Origin of the sequence: Pseudomonas sp. IT-P253, assembly GCF_949768125.1 — a bacterium.
In the GTDB taxonomy this organism is placed as follows: domain Bacteria; phylum Pseudomonadota; class Gammaproteobacteria; order Pseudomonadales; family Pseudomonadaceae; genus Aquipseudomonas.
In genome coordinates this window covers 1-18,383 of sequence record NZ_CATKPT010000024.1, presented here as the reverse complement: position 1 = coordinate 18,383, position 18,383 = coordinate 1, and the positions used below count along the sequence as shown (strand labels likewise).

The following is an 18,383-nucleotide window of genomic DNA, read 5'->3' as shown; positions in this document are numbered from 1 at the left end:
GGAGTCGCCTTATGCTTAGCGTTCAAGACCGTGCCATCGTCAAATCCACTGTGCCGTTGCTGGAAAGCGGGGGCGAAGCGTTGATCACTCACTTCTACCGCATGATGCTCTCCGAGTACCCGCAAGTTCGCCCGCTGTTCAACCAGGCCCACCAGGCCAGTGGTGATCAGCCACGTGCCTTGGCCAACGGTGTGTTGATGTATGCGCGGCACATTGACCAGCTCGACCAGTTGGGCGATCTGGTGGCCAAGATCATCAACAAGCACGTCGCCCTGCAAATCCTCCCGGAACACTACCCGATTGTCGGTACCTGCCTGCTGCGGGCGATCTCCGAAGTGTTGGGCGACGAAATTGCCACGCCTGAAGTGATGAGCGCCTGGGGCGCGGCCTACGGTCAATTGGCCGAGATCCTGATCGGCGCCGAAACCAGCATCTACGACCAGAAAGAACAGGCACCGGGCGGCTGGCGCGGGGCGCGGGAATTCATCGTGGCGGCCAAGGTTGAAGAAAGCGCTGAAATCATCTCGTTCTACTTCGAACCGGCCGACAAAGGCCCGATTCTGGCGGCAGAGCCTGGCCAGTACATCGGCATGAAGCTGATCCTCGATGGCGAAGAAATCCGTCGTAACTACTCGCTGTCAGCCTTGGCGAACAAAGGCCAGTATCGCATCAGCGTCAAGCGTGAAACCGGTGGCCGCGCCTCGAACCACTTGCACGATCACCTGCAAGTGGGTTCGACCATTGAGCTGTTCCCGCCATCGGGCGATTTCACTCTGAGCGACAGCGACAAACCACTGGTGTTGATCAGCGGCGGCGTTGGCATCACGCCGACTCTGGCGATGCTTGAAGCGGCTCTGGCGACCGAGCGGCCGGTGCATTTTATCCACTGCGCACGTAACGGCAGCGTTCACGCCTTCCGTGACTGGATCGACGGCTTGGCCGAACGTCACCCGCAGCTCAAGCGCTTCTATTGCTACGACGAAGATGACGGCGTCAGCCCGGCAGCGCACAAGGTGGGTTTGTTGACTCAGGAGCAGCTCGGCGAGTGGTTGCCGCAGCAGCGCGATCTGGACGCTTACTTCCTCGGGCCTAAAGGCTTTATGGCGGCGGTCAAGCGCCACCTCAAAGCCCTGGGTGTTCCGGAGAAGCAGAGCCGTTACGAATTCTTCGGGCCGGCTGCAGTGCTGGAATAACGGCAAGTGCTGAGATTCGGACGGCCCCTGTAGCAGCTGGCGAAGCCTGCGTTCGAGGACGCAGTCCTCGCCAGCCCTGCAGACGCGTTGTCAAAGGCGGACCTCGGTTGCTGGTTTTGCGAGGACTTCGTCCTCGAACGCAGGCTTCGCCAGCTGTTACAGGATTGCGGTTCGACCTGTGCCTATCGGTCTCTCAGCCCTTCAATTCCTTCAAATGCTTGTACACCGTTGCCCGTCCCATGTTCAGCACATTGGCGACATAGTTGGAGGCGCTTTTGCCTTTGAAAGCGCCTTCGGCATGCAACGCCAGCACCAGTTCGCGTTTGTGGTCGCGGGTCAGCAGGTTCAGGCTCAGCTGGCGTTCGCGCAGCCAGGCATGGAGGAAGGTATTGATCCGCTCCTGCCAGTCATCGCGAAACAGCGCGTCCGGTTGTGGAATCAGCTTGCTCGGCGACAGGAACAGATCCAGTGCCGCTTTCGCGTTTTCGAACAACGAAATATTCAGGTTAATGCACAGCACCGCCAGCGGACGACCTTCACTGTCGCGCAGCACGCTGCTCAGGCTACGGATCTTCTGACCATCCCAATTGAGTTTTTCGTACGGCCCGATGTTTCGTTCGCTGACATCGTCGCTGAGCATGTCCTCCAGTGCCGAATCATCACCAATTTCCCGTTTGGACAGGTTGTTGGCGATGTAGTCGACCTTCTGTGTGCGCAGATCGTGCAGCACCACCTCGGCGTGAGGAAAGAACAATGTGGCGATGGCGTCGGCGATCGCTCGATAGTTGTCCAGCGGCGAGCGCTCCAACGCAGAGACATCGAGGGCCGGATCGTGTTCTTGGGCGTTCATAAAGTTGGAGCTCCAGGCAGTATCAACGCCTCATCAACAGAGGGCGCTGGAAGTTTGCCGTAATCGTGTCGAGACGTCACCTGAGGACGACAATCAGCTCAGCCGGGTGGGGGAGAGCATCTGCGCATCCAGGCCGAAGCGCGTCAGTTGTTCGGGCAGGGTTTCACCGCGTACCAGTGCGGCGCTGGCCTGGCCCATGGCCGGTGATGTTTGAATGCCATAGCCGCCTTGCGCCGCCACCCAGAACAATCCCGGCACCTGTGGATCGTAACCGGACAACAAGTCGCCGTCGCTGACGAAACTGCGCAGGCCGGCCCAGGTTCGGGTCGGACGGCGGATGGTCAGGGTCGTGGCTTCTTCGATCTGATAAATGCCCATGGCGATGTCCAGTTCTTCCGGCTGCACGTCGTGCGGTTCTACCGGGTCGGCGTTGGCCGGCGAGCCGAGGAACATTCCGGCGTCGGGCTTCATGTAGAAGGATTCGTCGAGGCTGACCAGCATCGGCCAATGGTGGATGTCCACGCCCTCGGGCCCGGCGAAGATGAACGCCGCCCGACGTTTCGGTTGCAGGCCCAGCGGCCTGGCGCCGGCCAGTTCGCCGATCTTGTCGGCCCAGGCGCCGGCCGCATTGATGATGACCGGGGCGGTAAAGGTCTGGCCGTTGGTTTCTACGTGCCACATACCTTCGGCATCGCGGGTCAGGCTCAGGACTTCACGGTCGGTATGGACCTCGCCGTTGTTGCGGCGGATACCGCGCAGGTAACCCTGGTGCAGGGCATCGGTGTCGATATCACTGGCCGTCGGGTCGAAGATCGCACCATGGACTTTTTCCCGGCGCAGAATCGGCAGGCGCGCACAGGCCTCGTCGGCGCTGAGCAGTTGCATCTCCGGCACGGTGGATTTGGCGCTCAGGTATTGATTGTTCAGTTCGACCGGATCGCCAGTGAAGTCCACGGTCATCTCGCCGCGCGGGGTCAGCAGCGGGTGCTCGCAGAAACCGGTTGGCGGGGTGTCGAAGAAATCGCGGCTGGCCTGGGTCAATGCCCGAACCTGCGGAGTCCCGTAGGCGGCGGTGTACAACGCAGCGGAACGTCCGGTCGAGTGGTAGGCCGGATGGGATTCGCGTTCGAGCACGATCACGCGGGCCTGTTGCGACAGCCAGAAACCGGTGGAAGCGCCGGCTATCCCGCCGCCGATGATGATGAAATCTGCCTGGCTCATGAACGTCTCCTGTGGGGCGCAAATAAGGCTCCCTGTAGGAGCGAGGCTTGCCCGCGAAGGCGGTGTGTCAGTTTAAATTTTATCTCCTGATACACCGCCTTCGCGGGCAAGCCTCGCTCCTACAGGGGCGGTGGTGTTAGTGCTGAAGTTGGTAAATGGCATTGGCCACTGCGATGTCTTCCAGGCCCAGACCAATCGAGCGAAAGAACACATGACGATCGTAGTCGGGGCGCTGCACTTTTTCGCTGAGCAGATCCGGCAGGTCGCCGATAATCGCGTTTTTTTCCCAACCATGTTGTTCGCCGGCAATCAGCATTTCACCGGCCGAGCCCGGGGTGGTCAGGCGATAGTCGCAAAATACCTGCATATGATTGAGGCTCTGCGGCGGCACTTCGTGGGCACGCGGCGCGTTGGTGCTGATGGAGGTGATCAGCGCCGGTTTGCTTAACTTCGACGGGTCGATCACCGGGCCTGCGGAGGAGGTGCAGAGCATGATCACGTCAGCGTCTTGAATTGCCGTTTCGCGGTTGTCGACGAGGGTCAGGCGTGGATCGAGGCTGTTGAGCTGTGCCAGTGCTTCTGGATTCAGATCGCCCAGGCCTGGCGAATAGAGGCTGATGCTCTGCCAGGCCCGCAGGTTCTTGACGTAATGCAGGTGCGCCTGGGCGACCTTGCCACTGCCGATGATCGCCAGGCGCCGGGCCTGCAATGGGGCGAGGGCATCAACCGCCACGGCTGTGGTCGCGGCGGTGCGTGCGGTGGTCAGCTCGCCGGCATCACAGAGCAGCAACGGCTGGCCGGTCTGCATCGACATCAGCAACGTCCACGCCGTCACCAGCGGACCTTGCTCGCGCACGATGTACGGCGAGGTCTTGACCCCATAGACGCCTTCTTCTGCCAGTACCCCCAGGTAGTTGATGAAATCACCGGCACCTTGTGGAAACTCCACCAGATGCTGCGCCGGTTGCACCGCTTGCCCGGCGGCCAGGTCGCGGAAAAGTTTGCGCAGGATTTTCGGCACGTCGACCTGTGCCAGCAGCTCGCGGGCCTGAAGTTGGTTGATCACATAAGGCGTACTGGACATGGTCGGCTCCGGGCACTGAAAGTAAACTAATTTGTCTATTATGGACTTTTAGTTATCGCGGGCAAGCTCCTGTTGAAAAAAATCCAGACGGAAAAAAAGCGCAGTCCGTTTCCGGCTGCGCCTCTTTTACTGCGTCCCCTGTTACGGGCGCTTGCGCTCAACCGCTCGCAACAGATGCGTCGGTGGCGTTTCACAGCTGATCTTGCGTCCCAGCAGCGCCTCGATGGACGGTAGCTGGTAGGAGTCGTCTTCACCGGCAAAACTGATGGACACCCCATCGGCGCCAGCACGACCGGTACGGCCGATACGGTGTACGTAGTCGTCCGGAACTTCCGGCAGGGTGAAGTTGATCACGTGGCTGATGCCGTCGATGTGGATGCCGCGACCGGCGACATCGGTGGCCACCAGCACGCGAATCTTGCCTTCGCGGAAACCTTCCAGGGTCTTGATGCGTTTGTGCTGCGGTACGTCACCCGACAGCTGCGCGGCGTTGACGCCATCACGGACCAGGCGTTCTTCGATGCGCCGCACTTCATCCTTGCGGTTGGCGAACACCATCACCCGCTCCCAGCCGTTGTCGTTGACCAGGTTGTAGAGCAGTTTGTATTTGTCGGCACCGGCCACCGCGTAGATGTGCTGCTCGACGTTTTCGCTGGCCACGTTCTGCGACTCGATCTCAACGATCGACGGGTCGGTGGTCCACTGCTTGGCGAGGTTCATCACGTCTTCGGTGAAGGTCGCGGAGAACAGCAGTGTCTGACGTTCGTTTTTCGGCGGGGTCTGGCGAATGATCTGGCGCACTTGTGGGATGAAACCCATGTCGAGCATTCGGTCGGCTTCGTCCAGGACCATGACTTCGACCATGTCCAGGTGCACGTCGCCACGCTGGTTGAAGTCCAGCAGGCGGCCCGGCGTGGCCACGAGGATGTCGCAGTGACGGGCTTCGAGGTGCTTGAGCTGCTTGTCGAAATCCATGCCGCCAACAAACGTCATGACGTTGAGGTCGGTGTACTTGGTCAGGTCGGCCGCGTCCTTGGCGATTTGCACCACCAGTTCACGGGTCGGCGCGATGATCAGCGCTCGGGGCTCGCCCATGTAACGCTCTTTCGGCGGCGGGGTTTGCAGCAGCTGGGTGATGATCGAAATCAGGAACGCGGCGGTTTTGCCGGTGCCGGTCTGGGCGCGACCGATGGCGTCTTTGCCCGCCAGGGTGAAGCCAAGCACTTGGGCCTGGATCGGCGTGCAATACGGAAAGCCCAGGTCCTGGATGGCATGCATCAGTTCGGGAGCGAGTTTGAAATCGTGGAAACGGGTTTTGCCTTCCTGGGGTTCGACGGCGAAATCTTCGAGTTTCCAGGGAATGACCGGCGCCTTTGGCTTCGGTTCGCGACGCGGTTTTGCGGGTTTCGGGGCTTCGCTACGCGGTGGCTCGGCGGCAGCAACTTCAACAGGCTGGACGGCCGGTGCGGTCGCTGGCTCGTGCTTCGGTACCGCGGCGGTGGCGGTCTGGCCAGACTGATTACCGTCGGTGCGGTGGCCGGGATTGTGAGACGGAGCACTGGTGACTGGCGCGAGTTGCTCAGTCTCGCTTTTACCGAACATTTTTTTGAGTGCTTTGAGCACGGTCATCTCATCAATTGGTTAAGGAATATACGCCGGCCAGTGTAATGCAAGAATCGGGCGCGGCGTAGTGGGATGATCAAAGGGCGTGCTTTTCGCCTGAAGCGTTAACGCAAGCGCTCGGCGAGCCATACGCCGATGTCGCGAATCTCCTCGGGTAACACTTCGTGGCCCATTGGGTATTCCTGCCATGTCACGGTGACACCACGCAGCTTTAAATGCTCATAAGCGCTGCGACCCATGGCGTTTTGAACCACGTCATCGTACTGGCCGTGCAAAGACAGCACGGGAATGCGCTGCTGGCTGGCCGAAAGCTCCAGTTCATCGCTGAAAGTCGGTGCATAAGTGGAGAGGGCAATTACGCCGCCCAATGCTCCCTGCCATTTCAGGAAGGCGGTGTGTAGCACCACGGCGCCACCCTGGGAAAAGCCGGCCAGAAAAATTCGCGAGGCGTCTATTCCACCGGCGCGCTGCTCTTCGATCAGATTGATGACTACTTGTGCCGACTCTTTCAGCTGCTCGCGGTTGATCGCACGCGCCGGGTTCATGGCCAATATGTCGTACCAGCTTGGCATCTCGTAGCCACCGTTGATGGTGACCGCGCGTGTCGGTGCCTGAGGGAGAACGAAGCGGGTGGTCAACAGCGTTTCCTGCAAGGCTTCGGCCACCGGCAGGAAGTCGTAACGGTCAGCGCCCAAGCCGTGCAGCCAGATTACGCAGGCGTCTGCGGGCTTGACGGGGTGAAGAATCAAGGGCTGGGTCATGGGTGCTCCAAAGGTGTGCGCGCGCGCTCGTTCAGTGCGAGTTCCGAGTGCGTGCCTGGTTGATCAGTTAAGAAGATGTCGCAAGGCTACAAGTTTTGCTATTGACCTGGCGCTGAAACGCTTTAGCGGACGGTCTGGTACGGGCTTTGCTATGGGAAAACGGTGCAACCCATCTCGTGCCTTGCGGTAACACTATCAGTGTACCGCTGGTTGCGGGATAGCAAAGAATCCGGTGATGGATGTTCGCCAGTGGCCGCTACGGGCTTCGCGAACGTGAAAGGGCTACAGCCCGTTCGGCCGATTGGTGAGAAGTGAGTTATCCATGAATGGATTTTCTCCTACTAGACTCATAGCGCAGGTCTTACGTCGGTTGACCCCAAAAAAAGCCAACACGGGTCAACAACGCCTCATAAGGGTGCGACTGGACTCAAGCTCCGACACAACAAGAGCAAAACTGGAGGTTTGAATGAAGATGTTGAAATCCACCCTGGCCATCGTGACTGCAGCCGCAGTACTCGGTGTCAGTGGGTTCGCTCAGGCGGGTGCAACCCTGGATGCAGTGCAGAAAAAAGGTTTCGTACAGTGCGGCGTGAGCGACGGTCTGCCCGGCTTCTCGGTACCGGACTCCACTGGCAAGATCGTGGGTATCGATGCTGACTACTGCCGCGCTGTCGCTGCTGCAGTCTTTGGTGATGCGAACAAGGTCAAATTCAGCCAGTTGAATGCGAAGGAGCGTTTCACTGCTCTGCAATCCGGCGAAATTGACATGCTGTCGCGTAACTCCACCATGACCAGTTCCCGTGACGCGGGCATGGGCCTGAAGTTTCCTGGCTTCATTACTTACTACGACGGCGTAGGCTTCCTGGCCAACAGCAAGCTGGGCGTAAAAAGTGCCAAGGAACTGGACGGTGCGACCATCTGTATTCAAGCCGGTACCACCACCGAGCTGAACGTGTCCGATTACTTCCGTGCCAACAACCTGAAATACACCCCGATCACTTTCGACACCTCCGATGAAAGCGCCAAGTCGCTGGAATCCGGTCGTTGCGACGTGCTGACCTCCGACAAGTCCCAGCTGTACGCACAGCGCAGCAAGCTGGCTTCGCCGAAAGACTACGTGGTATTGCCAGAAACCATTTCCAAAGAACCTCTGGGTCCTGTCGTGCGTAACGGCGACGACGAGTGGCTGGCGATCGTTCGTTGGGTTGGCTACGCCATGCTCAACGCTGAAGAGGCGGGCGTCACCTCCAAAAACGTGGCTGAACAAGCCAAGTCGACCAAGAACCCGGACGTTGCCCGTCTGCTGGGCGCTGACGGTGAATACGGCAAGGATCTGAAGCTGCCGAAGGACTGGGTCGTCAAGATCGTCAGCCAGGTCGGTAACTACGGTGAAGTGTTCGAGAAAAACCTCGGCAAGAGCACCCCGCTGGAAATCGACCGTGGCTTGAACGCCCTGTGGACCAACGGCGGCATTCAATACGCACCACCAGTGCGCTGATGGTTCTATCGCCCGGTGGGCCAACCACCGGGTGATGTTCTGTTCCATTACATCCGGGGCACTTCATGCAAAATTCAATCGGCGCACCAAAGCAGAGGCTCAGCCTCAACGATCCCAAAGTGCGTGCGTGGCTATTTCAGATCATCACCCTTGTGGCGGTGGTCTCGATGGGCTGGTACCTGTTCGATAACGTGCAGACCAACCTTCAACACCGGGGTATCACCTCCGGTTTCAGCTTTCTGGAGCGCAGTGCAGGTTTCGGCATCGCTCAACACCTGATCGACTACACCGAATCGGACACGTATGCCCGGGTGTTTGTCATCGGCCTGCTCAACACGCTGCTGGTGACCTTCATCGGCGTGATCCTGGCGACGATCCTGGGGTTCATCGTTGGCGTATCACGCCTGTCGAAGAACTGGATCATCAGCAAGCTGGCGACTGTTTATGTGGAAGTCTTCCGCAACATTCCGCCGTTGCTGCAAATCCTGTTCTGGTACTTCGCGGTGTTCCTCACCATGCCGGGGCCCCGCAACAGCCATAACTTCGGCGACACCTTCTTCGTCAGCAGCCGCGGCCTGAACATGCCGGCCGCGCAAATGGCGGATGGGTTCTGGGCCTTCGTGGTCAGCGTGGTCGTGGCCATTGTCGCCATCGTGCTGATGAACCGCTGGGCCACCAAGCGCTTCGAAGCGACCGGCGTACCCTTCCACAAGTTCTGGGTGGGCCTGGCGCTGTTCCTGGTGATCCCGGCGCTGTGCGCGTTGATCTTCGGTGCGCCGCTGCACTGGGAACTGCCGAAGCTGCAGGGCTTCAACTTCGTCGGTGGCTGGGTGCTGATCCCGGAACTGCTGGCGCTGACCCTGGCCCTGACGGTGTACACCGCGGCATTTATTGCCGAGATCGTGCGTTCGGGCATCAAGTCGGTCAGCCATGGCCAGACCGAAGCGGCGCATTCCCTGGGTTTGCGCAACGGTCCGACCCTGCGCCAGGTGATCATCCCGCAAGCCCTGCGCGTGATCATTCCGCCGCTGACCAGCCAGTACCTGAACCTGGCGAAAAACTCCTCGCTGGCGGCCGGTATCGGTTATCCGGAAATGGTGTCTTTGTTCGCCGGTACGGTGCTGAACCAGACCGGGCAAGCGATCGAAGTCATTGCCATCACCATGAGCGTGTACCTGGCGATCAGTATCAGCATTTCCTTGCTGATGAACTGGTACAACAAGCGCATTGCGCTGATCGAGCGGTAAGGAAAAGCGCATGAGTACTCATACTTTCAAACCTGACATGCCTCCACCGAGCAGCAGTATTGGTGTGATCGCCTGGATGCGCGCGAACATGTTCTCCAGCTGGCTCAACACCCTGCTGACCCTGTTCGCGTTCTATCTGATTTACCTGGTGGTGCCGCCGATCCTGCATTGGGCAATCCTTGACGCCAACTGGGTGGGCACCACCCGCGCCGACTGCACCAAGGAAGGTGCGTGCTGGGTGTTCATCCAGCAACGCTTTGGCCAGTTCATGTACGGCTACTATCCGCCGGAACTGCGCTGGCGGGTGGACCTGACCGTGTGGCTGGCCATCATCGGCATCGCACCGTTGTTCATCTCGCGCTTTCACCACAAAGCGGTGTATGGCCTGAGTTTCCTGGTGCTGTACCCGATCATTGCCTACTTCCTGTTGCACGGCGACCTTTTTGGCCTGGCCACCGTGGCGACCAGCCAATGGGGCGGCTTGATGCTGACCCTGGTGATCGCCACCGTTGGTATTGCTGGCGCGCTGCCGCTGGGTATCGTCCTGGCCCTGGGCCGTCGTTCGAACATGCCGGCGATTCGGGTGGTCTGCGTGACCTTCATCGAATTCTGGCGCGGCGTACCGTTGATCACGGTGCTGTTCATGTCCTCGGTGATGCTGCCGCTGTTCCTGCCCGAAGGCATGAACTTCGACAAACTGCTGCGGGCGCTGATCGGCGTGATCCTGTTCCAGTCGGCGTATGTGGCCGAAGTGGTGCGTGGTGGCCTGCAAGCGATTCCCAAAGGTCAGTACGAAGCGGCTGCCGCCATGGGCCTCGGTTACTGGCGCAGCATGGGCCTGGTGATTCTGCCGCAAGCCCTGAAGCTGGTCATTCCAGGCATCGTCAACACCTTCATTGCGCTGTTCAAGGACACAAGCCTGGTGATCATCATCGGCCTGTTCGACCTGCTCAACAGCGTCAAGCAAGCCGCCGCCGACCCGAAATGGTTGGGCATGGCCACTGAAGGTTATGTGTTCGCGGCCCTGGTGTTCTGGATTTTCTGTTTTGGCATGTCCCGCTACTCCATGCATTTGGAACGTAAGCTGGACACTGGGCACAAGCGCTAAAAGCCGTACCTAATTTAGGAAGTTTTGTCATGAGTGAAGCGATCAAACAGCCTGTGAGCCCTGAAGGCATTATTCAGATGCAGGGCGTCAACAAGTGGTACGGCCAGTTCCATGTGTTGAAAGACATCAACCTGAACGTCAAGCAGGGCGAGCGTATCGTCCTGTGCGGCCCGTCGGGTTCGGGCAAATCCACCACCATTCGTTGCCTCAACCGTCTGGAAGAACACCAGCAGGGCCGCATCGTGGTCGATGGCGTGGAACTGACCAACGACCTCAAGCAGATCGAAGCGATCCGTCGTGAAGTCGGCATGGTGTTCCAGCACTTCAACCTGTTCCCGCACCTGACCATCCTGCAAAACTGCACGCTGGCGCCGATGTGGGTGCGCAAGATGCCCAAGCGCAAGGCCGAAGAAATTGCCATGCATTACCTGGAGCGTGTGCGTATTCCGGAGCAGGCACATAAATTTCCGGGGCAGTTGTCCGGCGGGCAGCAACAACGTGTGGCGATTGCTCGTGCGCTGTGCATGAAGCCGAAAATCATGTTGTTCGACGAACCGACGTCGGCGCTCGATCCAGAGATGGTGAAAGAGGTGCTCGACACCATGATCGGTTTGGCCGAAGACGGCATGACCATGCTCTGTGTAACCCACGAAATGGGCTTTGCCCGGACTGTGGCTAACCGGGTGATCTTCATGGACAAGGGGGAAATTGTTGAACAGGCGGCGCCGAATGACTTCTTCGACAATCCGCAGAATGAACGGACCAAGTTGTTTTTGAGCCAGATTTTGCATTGATCGGGGGGGTTTTAGAAACCTGGGCGGTGTTCTGAAGCTGTGGTGGGGTTTTGATTGGGGGCATATCCATTTTTTTGGTAGCGGCGGCTGGCGGTTTCGCTTTTACAGCGAGTCACTTTTGACAAACGCCTCAAAAGTAACCAAAAAGTCTTGCCCCTCCATTCGGTGCCTCGCTTAGGCTCGGCATGCCCTCACTCCGGCATTGCTCCGGGGGGCCGCCGCCATCGGCCATCCATGGCCGGGGGCGGCTACCGCGGCATCCTTGCCGCGGTGCCCCCTGCGCAACGCCTGCGTTCGGCCTCTGGGAAAGGGGCGGCAGATCTGAAGCCGAAGCGAAGCAACGGCAAGATCAACAGCTTCGCGAGCAGGCTCGCTCCCACAATGTATCGGCGCACCGCAATTGTTTTTAACCCCCACAATGGCGCGGCGTACCGCTTTTGATCCTCACCACTCATCAAGCCGAGCGTTAGCTCGCCTTCAGCTTTTGATCTTGAGGCACCGCCCCCTCGAGAGGCCGAGTGGAGGTTCTGCGCAGTGGGCAACCCGGCATGGATGCCGGGTTAGCCGCCCCCGGCCATGGATGGCCGATGGCGGCGGGCCCACGGAGCAGGACCGGAGCGAGGGCATGCCGAGCCACAGCGAGGCACCGAACGAAAGGGGCAAGAGCGCTTTGGTTACTTTCGCGCTTTTCGAAAGTGACCCGCCGTAAGGGCGGAACCATTAGCCGCCGCTACCAAAAAACCGGATATGCCCCCAATCCAAAAACTGTCGCGCAGGCGAAAATCAGTTAGCCACCCGAGCCCCAGCCATGCTCCCGCTCAAGTCATAAGCCGCCAGTTCCGCCTGATGCGCCGCCAAGATCTCCGGCAACGATCCACGCAGGTACTCGACCCAGGTCTTGATCTTCGCGTCCAGGTACTGCCGCGACGGGTAGATCGCATACAGATTCAATTCCTGCGACCGGTAGTTCGGCATCACCCGCACCAACGTGCCGTTGCGCAAGCCTTCGATGGCGGCGTACACCGGCAGCACACCCACGCCCATGCCGCTGGTGATCGCGGTTTTCATTGCGTCGGCGGAGTTCACCAAAAACGGCGAGCTATTGATGGTGACCATTTCCTGGCCTTCCGGCCCGTCGAAGTTCCATTTCTCCAGCGGGATCACCGGGCTGACCAGGCGCAAACAGGCGTGGTTGAGCAAATCGCTGGGCTTTTGCGCGCAGCCGTTGGCTTTTACATACGCCGGCGAGGCACAAACGATGCTGTAGGTGATGCCCAACCGCTGGGAGACGAAGCCCGAGTCCGGCAGTTCGCTGGCGAGCACGATGGACACATCGTAGCCCTCATCGAGCAGGTCCGGCACGCGGTTGGCCATGGTCAGGTCGAAGGTCACGTCCGGGTGGCTTTTGCGATAGCGGGCGATGGCGTCGATCACGAAGTGCTGACCGATGCCGGTCATGGTGTGCACCTTGAGTTGCCCGGCCGGGCGCGCGTGGGCGTCGCTGGCCTCGGCTTCAGCTTCTTCAACGTAGGCCAGGATCTGCTCGCAGCGCAGCAGATAGCGTTTGCCGGCCTCGGTCAGGGCGATGCGTCGGGTTGTGCGATTGAGCAGGCGGGTTTGCAGGTGGGCTTCCAGGTTGGAGACCGCGCGCGAGACGTTAGCCGTCGTGGTGTCGAGTTGCACGGCGGCGGCGGTGAAGCTGCCGGCCTCGGCCACGTAACTGAAGGCGCGCATGTTTTGCAAAGTGTCCATGGGGTGCTCTCGGGTGCGATGGCAAATTGTGACACAAGGTTTCAGGGTCTGAGACCCCGACCAAGGGATTATCGCGTGATCGGTAATAAAGATTCACAGGAATCCCGGCTTATCGCCATTCGGGTCGCCCCATAGAATTACGCCACTGTGGGAACCCGGACATTGTGGGAGCGAGCCTGCTCGCGAAAGCGTCGGCTCAGCCAACAATGATGTTGAATGTCATTGCGCTTTCGCGAGCAGGCTCGCTCCCACAATGTCCGGGTTCCACCATTTTCTCGTACCTCCCCCCTATTTCAGGAATTTGCAGCAGTGCCGCGTCGCATCAGCAGAGCGTTTCAGACGCTCAGTGTTTTGGCTTTAACCCTGGCAATCAGCGGCTGCATCGGAACCGGAGGTATTGCCCCACAGGGCAAGGCGCTGGAGGCCAATTCACTGGCCACCGACGCAGCTATCCAGAACGCCGCGCAGGACGCTCACTGGCCCACCGCCCAATGGTGGCAGGCGTATGGCGACCCGCAATTGAACCGTTGGATCGACCGCGCCGTACAAGGCAGCCCGACCATGGCAATGGCGACAGCGCGAGTGCGTCAGGCCAAATCCATGGCTGGCGTCGCCGAATCCGCCGAGTCGCTGCAGGTCAACGGCGAATCCACCCTCAAACGCCATAACTGGCCCACCGATCAGTTCTACGGGCCGGGCGAGTTGGCCAACACGACGACGTGGGACAACAACGCCGCGCTGGGCTTCAGCTATGCGCTCGACTTGTGGGGCCGCGAAAGCAATGCCACCGAACGTGCGGTGGACATGGCCCACATGACCGCTGCCGAAGCGCGGCTGGCCCAGCTCGAATTGCAGAACAACATCGTGCGCGCCTACATCGAATTCTCGTTGCACTATGCGCAGCGTGACATCGTCGAGGCGACGTTGAAGCAACAGCAGCAGATTCTCGATCTTGCACAGAAACGCCTGACTGGCGGCATCGGCACCCATTTTGAAGTCAGTCAGGCCGAAGCGCCGCTGCCGGAAACCCATCGCCAGATTGACGCGCTGGATGAAGAAATTGCGCTCAGCCGCAATCAACTCGCAGCCCTCGCAGGCTTTGGGCCGGGAGAGGGCGCGCAGTTGCAGCGGCCGACGCTGTCGTTGGGTACAGCGCTGAAACTGCCATCGTCGCTGCCTGCGCAATTGCTCGGTCAACGCCCCGACGTCGTCGCCAGTCGCTGGCAAGTGGCGGCCCAGGCTCGGGGCATTGATGTTGCGCATGCCGGTTTCTACCCCAACGTTGATCTGGTCGGCAGCCTCGGCTACATGGCCACGGGTGGCGGAGCACTGGAGTTCTTGACTGGCAAGAAGCTCAACTACAGCGTCGGCCCGGCGATCTCGTTGCCGATCTTCGATGGCGGCCGTTTGCGCTCCGAGCTGGGTGAAGCGTCGGCCGGTTATGACATTGCCGTGGCCAAGTACAACCAGACGCTGGTCAACGCCCTGAAAAATATCTCTGACCAGTTGATCCGCCGTGAGTCCATGGACAAGCAGCAGACGTTCGCCGCTGAATCCGTGGCCTCCGCGCAGAAGACCTACGCCATCGCGATGATCGCCTATCAACGGGGGCTCACCGACTACCTCAACGTGCTCAACGCCCAGACGCTGTTGTTCAAGCAGCAGCAGGTCCAGCAGCAGGTTCAGGCCGCGCGCCTCAGCGCTCACGCCGAACTGGTGACCGCGTTGGGGGGCGGACTCGGTGCGGGTAACGACGTGCCGAAAGACAGTCAGACCGCAGCACCGAAAACCCCGGCCCTGCTTAAGAGCATCGTGAATTGAACACAAAACCTGTAGGAGCGAGCTTGCTCGCGAAGAGGGCATGTCAGTCAACATTTATGTCGCCTGACACACCGCTTTCGCGAGCAGGCTCGCTCCCACAGGTCCCGAGCCTTTACTGAATTTCATTGAGCCGTATTTCATGACTTCCTTGCCCGCACCTTTGCGCTGGCTGTATTCCCTGGAATGGCGTCGGGGGTTTTTCGACTGGGCACGCAGCGATGGCGTGACCTGGGTCTACATTTTCAAGGTGTTGTTCGCGGCGTTCCTGACCTTGTGGCTGGCGATGCGCCTGGAGTTGCCGCAACCACGTACGGCGATGATCACCGTGTTCATCGTCATGCAGCCGCAAAGCGGCCAGGTGTTCGCCAAGAGTTTCTATCGCTTCCTTGGCACGTTGGCCGGCTCGGCGGTGATGGTGGCGCTGATTGCCTTGTTCGCGCAGAACACCGAACTGTTCCTCGGTTCACTGGCGATCTGGGTCGGTATCTGCACCGCTGGCGCGGCGCGCTGCCGCAACTTCCGTGCCTACGGTTTCGTGCTCGCCGGTTATACCGCCGCGATGGTCGGTTTACCGGCACTGGCCCACCCGGACGGCGCGTTCATGGCGGCGGTCTGGCGGGTACTGGAAATCTCTCTGGGGATTCTCTGTTCGACGCTGGTCAGCGCCGCGATCCTGCCGCAAACCGCCAGCGCCGCGATGCGCAACGCCTTGTATCAGCGCTTCGGTGTGTTCGCGCTGTTTGTCACCGACGGCTTGCGCGGCCGCGGTCAACGGGATGCCTTCGAAGCGAGCAACGTGCGGTTCATTGCCGAGGCCGTGGGCCTGGAGGGGCTGCGCAGCGTGACGGTATTCGAAGACCCGCACATGCGCCGGCGCAACGGTCGGCTCAGTCGCCTGAACAGCGAGTTCATGGGCGTCACCACGCGCTTCAACGCCTTGCACCAGCTGCTCGAACGCTTGTACGACAGCAACGCCGAGCACGTTGTCGCGGCGATCAAACCGGGTTTGCAGGACCTTGCCGAATTACTCGACGGTTTCAGCGGTCGTGCCTTGACCCATGCCGATGCGGCGCGCCTGGTGCTCGCGTTGAAGGCTTATAAGGAAGGGTTGCCGGCGCGGGTTCGCACCCTGCGAGCGACGTTTCAGCAGAGCGCTCCGAGCGACGCCGAGCAACTGGATTTTCATACCGCGTATGAACTGCTCTATCGCTTCGTCGACGACCTGCACGGTTATGCACAGACCCACGCGTCCCTGGCCGATCACAGTCACGAACGAGAGCGTTGGGACGAGCCCTTCACGCCTCAAACCAACTGGCTGGCGTCGGCCGCTTCGGGCATTCGCGCCGCGTTCATTCTGGTGGTACTCGGCAGTTACTGGGTCGCCACCGCCTGGCCCAGCGGTGCAACCATGACCCTGATCGCCGCTGCCACCGTGGGCCTGTCTGCCGCCACGCCGAACCCCAAACGCATGGCGTTCCAAATGGCCTGCGGGACGTTCCTTGGGGCGTTGATCGGCTTCGTCGAGATGTTTTTCATCTTTCCCTGGATCGATGGTTTTCCGTTGCTCTGCGTGATGCTCGCACCGGTGATCGTGCTCGGTTCTTTCCTCACGTCGCGGCCGCAATACGCCGGTGTCGGCCTCGGTTTGCTGATCTTCTTCAGCACTGGTTCGGTGCCGGACAACCTCACCGTTTACAACCCGTACACCTTCATCAACGACTACATCGCCATGGTGCTCGGCATGCTGGTGTGCGCGGCGGCCGGGGCGATCATTCTGCCGCCCAACAGCCGCTGGTTGTGGCGCCGACTGGAGCAGGATCTGCGCGAGCAAGTGGTGTACGCCATCAGCGGCAAACTCAAGGGGTTGGCGTCGAGCTTCGAAAGCCGCACGCGGGACTTGCTGCATCAGGCATACGGACTTGCGGCAGGGCAGCCGCAGGTGCAACGGGACTTGCTGCGCTGGATGTTCGTGGTGCTGGAAGTCGGGCACGCGATTATCGAGTTGCGCAAGGAACAGGCGATCCTGCCGGTGCATCCAGCCTATGCCGAATCCCAGCCATGGCGCCAGGCGATCCGGGTGATGGGCCGCTCGCTGGTACGGCTGTTTCTGCAACCGAGCCAAAGCAATCTGGAGCGTGCACTGATCGCCGTCGATCACGCCATCAGCCGCGTGCAAGCCACCGACGAACCCTTCGCCCCGCACTTCGACACCTCGGCGTTGCGCCGGGTGAAGAGCTATCTGCACTTCATCCGCACTTCATTGCTGGACCCGCAATCACCACTGGCGACTTACGCGAACAGCTCGCCCCAAGGACTTGAACATGCCTCGTGAGATCGCCTTCCATGGCGTGTACATGCCGACCATGACGCTGATGTTTTTCATCGCAGCTGCGCTGGCCTGGGCGCTGGACCGGTTGTTGTCCGGGTTCGATGTGTACCGCTTCTTCTGGCACCCGGCGCTGTTGCGCCTGAGTCTGTTTACCTGTCTGTTCGGCGCCCTGGCGCTGACTGTTTACCGTTGACTCTCTACCACTGAGAATGCCCTGATGAAAAAGCTTTTCAGCCTGCTCGCCACCCTGTTGGTGCTGGCCCTTGCGATGTGGATCGGCCGGACCCTCTGGGTGCATTACATGGACACCCCCTGGACCCGCGACGGCCGGGTGCGCGCTGACATCATCAACGTTGCCGCCGACGTCACCGGTGAAGTGGTGGACGTGCCCGTGCGCGACAACCAACTGGTGAAGAAGGGCGATTTGCTGATGCAGATCGATCCCGAGCACTACCGCATCGCGGTCAAGCAGGCGCAATCGCTGGTGGCCTCGCGCAAGTCGACGTGGGAGATGCGCAAGGTCAACGCCCATCGCCGCGCCGATATGGACGCCCTGGTGATCTCCAGGGAAAACCGCGACGACGCCAGCAACATCGCCGACTCGGCCCTGGCCGATTTCCAACACGCGCAAGCGCAACTCGAAGCCGCCGAACTCAACCTGAAACGCACCGAAGTGCGGGCGGCGGTGGATGGTTACGTGACCAACCTCAACGTCCATCGCGGCGACTACGCCCGCATCGGCGAGGCGAAAATGGCCGTGGTCGACATGAACTCGTTTTGGGTTTACGGCTTCTTCGAAGAAACCAAACTGCCTCATGTGCGAGTGGGTGATAAGGCCGACATGCAATTGATGAGCGGTGAAGTGCTCAAGGGGCATGTGGAAAGCATTTCCCGCGGCATCTACGACCGGGATAACCCAGAGAGCCGTGAGCTGATTGCCGATGTGAACCCGACGTTCAACTGGGTGCGGTTGGCACAGCGGGTGCCGGTGCGGATTCACATTGATGAAGTGCCGGACGGGGTGCTGCTGGCGGCAGGCATTACGTGCACCGTCGTTGTGAAGCAGGATACTGTGGAGTAATCGGTAGACCGCGTCGCCCCC

General features: G+C 60.1%; 15 protein-coding genes. 9 read left to right on the top strand and 6 right to left on the bottom strand.

Annotated elements, in window-relative coordinates; all coding sequences use genetic code 11:
• The first annotated feature begins 11 nt into the window (after positions 1-11).
• Entirely contained in the window at positions 12-1,193 is a 1,182-nt protein-coding gene (hmpA, locus tag ACM6IR_RS14930) for an NO-inducible flavohemoprotein (protein ID WP_414908436.1), read from the top strand.
• Between the two features lie 193 nt (positions 1,194-1,386).
• Here the strand turns inward: hmpA and ACM6IR_RS14925 are convergent, their stop codons facing one another.
• From ACM6IR_RS14925 to ACM6IR_RS14905, 5 genes are all read right to left on the bottom strand, one after another.
• Positions 1,387-2,043, bottom strand: a complete 657-nt coding sequence (locus ACM6IR_RS14925; protein ID WP_414908435.1) for a helix-turn-helix transcriptional regulator — start codon at positions 2,041-2,043, stop codon at positions 1,387-1,389.
• A gap of 93 nt (positions 2,044-2,136) precedes the next feature.
• Positions 2,137-3,264 carry an NAD(P)/FAD-dependent oxidoreductase gene (locus tag ACM6IR_RS14920; protein WP_414908434.1) on the bottom strand — a complete coding sequence of 376 codons (1,128 nt, stop codon included), beginning with the start codon at positions 3,262-3,264 and terminating at the stop codon, positions 2,137-2,139.
• A gap of 136 nt (positions 3,265-3,400) precedes the next feature.
• Positions 3,401-4,348, bottom strand: a complete 948-nt coding sequence (locus ACM6IR_RS14915; RefSeq protein WP_414908433.1) for an ornithine cyclodeaminase family protein — start codon at positions 4,346-4,348, stop codon at positions 3,401-3,403.
• 141 nt (positions 4,349-4,489) lie between these two features.
• Positions 4,490-5,977: an ATP-dependent RNA helicase RhlB gene (rhlB, locus tag ACM6IR_RS14910; protein WP_414908432.1), complete on the bottom strand. Its 1,488-nt coding sequence runs from the start codon at positions 5,975-5,977 to the stop codon at positions 4,490-4,492.
• A gap of 98 nt (positions 5,978-6,075) precedes the next feature.
• A complete protein-coding gene (locus tag ACM6IR_RS14905) occupies positions 6,076-6,732 on the bottom strand; it encodes an alpha/beta hydrolase (protein WP_414908431.1) in 657 nt (218 codons plus the stop codon).
• 466 nt (positions 6,733-7,198) lie between these two features.
• On the opposite strand from ACM6IR_RS14905, the gene ACM6IR_RS14900 reads away from it, so the two are divergent.
• The 4 genes from ACM6IR_RS14900 to ACM6IR_RS14885 all read left to right on the top strand — a co-directional run bounded on the left by ACM6IR_RS14900 (position 7,199) and on the right by ACM6IR_RS14885 (position 11,379).
• Entirely contained in the window at positions 7,199-8,230 is a 1,032-nt protein-coding gene (locus ACM6IR_RS14900) for an amino acid ABC transporter substrate-binding protein (protein ID WP_414908430.1), read from the top strand.
• A gap of 65 nt (positions 8,231-8,295) precedes the next feature.
• Complete coding sequence (locus ACM6IR_RS14895; RefSeq protein ID WP_414908429.1) at positions 8,296-9,477, top strand: amino acid ABC transporter permease; 1,182 nt, start codon at positions 8,296-8,298, stop codon at positions 9,475-9,477.
• Positions 9,478-9,487: 10 nt separating this feature from the next.
• Positions 9,488-10,585 carry an amino acid ABC transporter permease gene (locus ACM6IR_RS14890; protein ID WP_414908428.1) on the top strand — a complete coding sequence of 366 codons (1,098 nt, stop codon included), beginning with the start codon at positions 9,488-9,490 and terminating at the stop codon, positions 10,583-10,585.
• Positions 10,586-10,614: 29 nt separating this feature from the next.
• Complete coding sequence (locus tag ACM6IR_RS14885; protein ID WP_010444394.1) at positions 10,615-11,379, top strand: amino acid ABC transporter ATP-binding protein; 765 nt, start codon at positions 10,615-10,617, stop codon at positions 11,377-11,379.
• A gap of 783 nt (positions 11,380-12,162) precedes the next feature.
• Here the strand turns inward: ACM6IR_RS14885 and ACM6IR_RS14880 are convergent.
• On the bottom strand, positions 12,163-13,131 hold the full coding sequence (locus ACM6IR_RS14880; RefSeq protein WP_414908427.1) for a LysR family transcriptional regulator: 969 nt from the start codon (positions 13,129-13,131) through the stop codon (positions 12,163-12,165).
• A gap of 309 nt (positions 13,132-13,440) precedes the next feature.
• Here ACM6IR_RS14880 and ACM6IR_RS14875 point away from each other — a divergent pair, with 309 nt between their 5' ends.
• The 4 genes from ACM6IR_RS14875 (at position 13,441) to ACM6IR_RS14860 (ending at position 18,362) form a co-directional block, all read left to right on the top strand.
• Positions 13,441-14,952 carry an efflux transporter outer membrane subunit gene (locus tag ACM6IR_RS14875; protein WP_414908426.1) on the top strand — a complete coding sequence of 504 codons (1,512 nt, stop codon included), beginning with the start codon at positions 13,441-13,443 and terminating at the stop codon, positions 14,950-14,952.
• A 139-nt stretch (positions 14,953-15,091) separates the two neighbouring features.
• The gene (locus ACM6IR_RS14870) at positions 15,092-17,284 is read left to right on the top strand and encodes an FUSC family protein (protein ID WP_414908425.1); all 2,193 of its coding nucleotides are present in this window, start codon (positions 15,092-15,094) and stop codon (positions 17,282-17,284) included.
• Positions 17,274-17,474: a DUF1656 domain-containing protein gene (locus ACM6IR_RS14865; protein ID WP_201114793.1), complete on the top strand. Its 201-nt coding sequence runs from the start codon at positions 17,274-17,276 to the stop codon at positions 17,472-17,474. Before ACM6IR_RS14870 ends, ACM6IR_RS14865 begins: the two co-directional genes overlap by 11 nt.
• A gap of 24 nt (positions 17,475-17,498) precedes the next feature.
• Complete coding sequence (locus ACM6IR_RS14860; RefSeq protein WP_414908424.1) at positions 17,499-18,362, top strand: efflux RND transporter periplasmic adaptor subunit; 864 nt, start codon at positions 17,499-17,501, stop codon at positions 18,360-18,362.
• Positions 18,363-18,383: the final 21 nt, after the last annotated feature.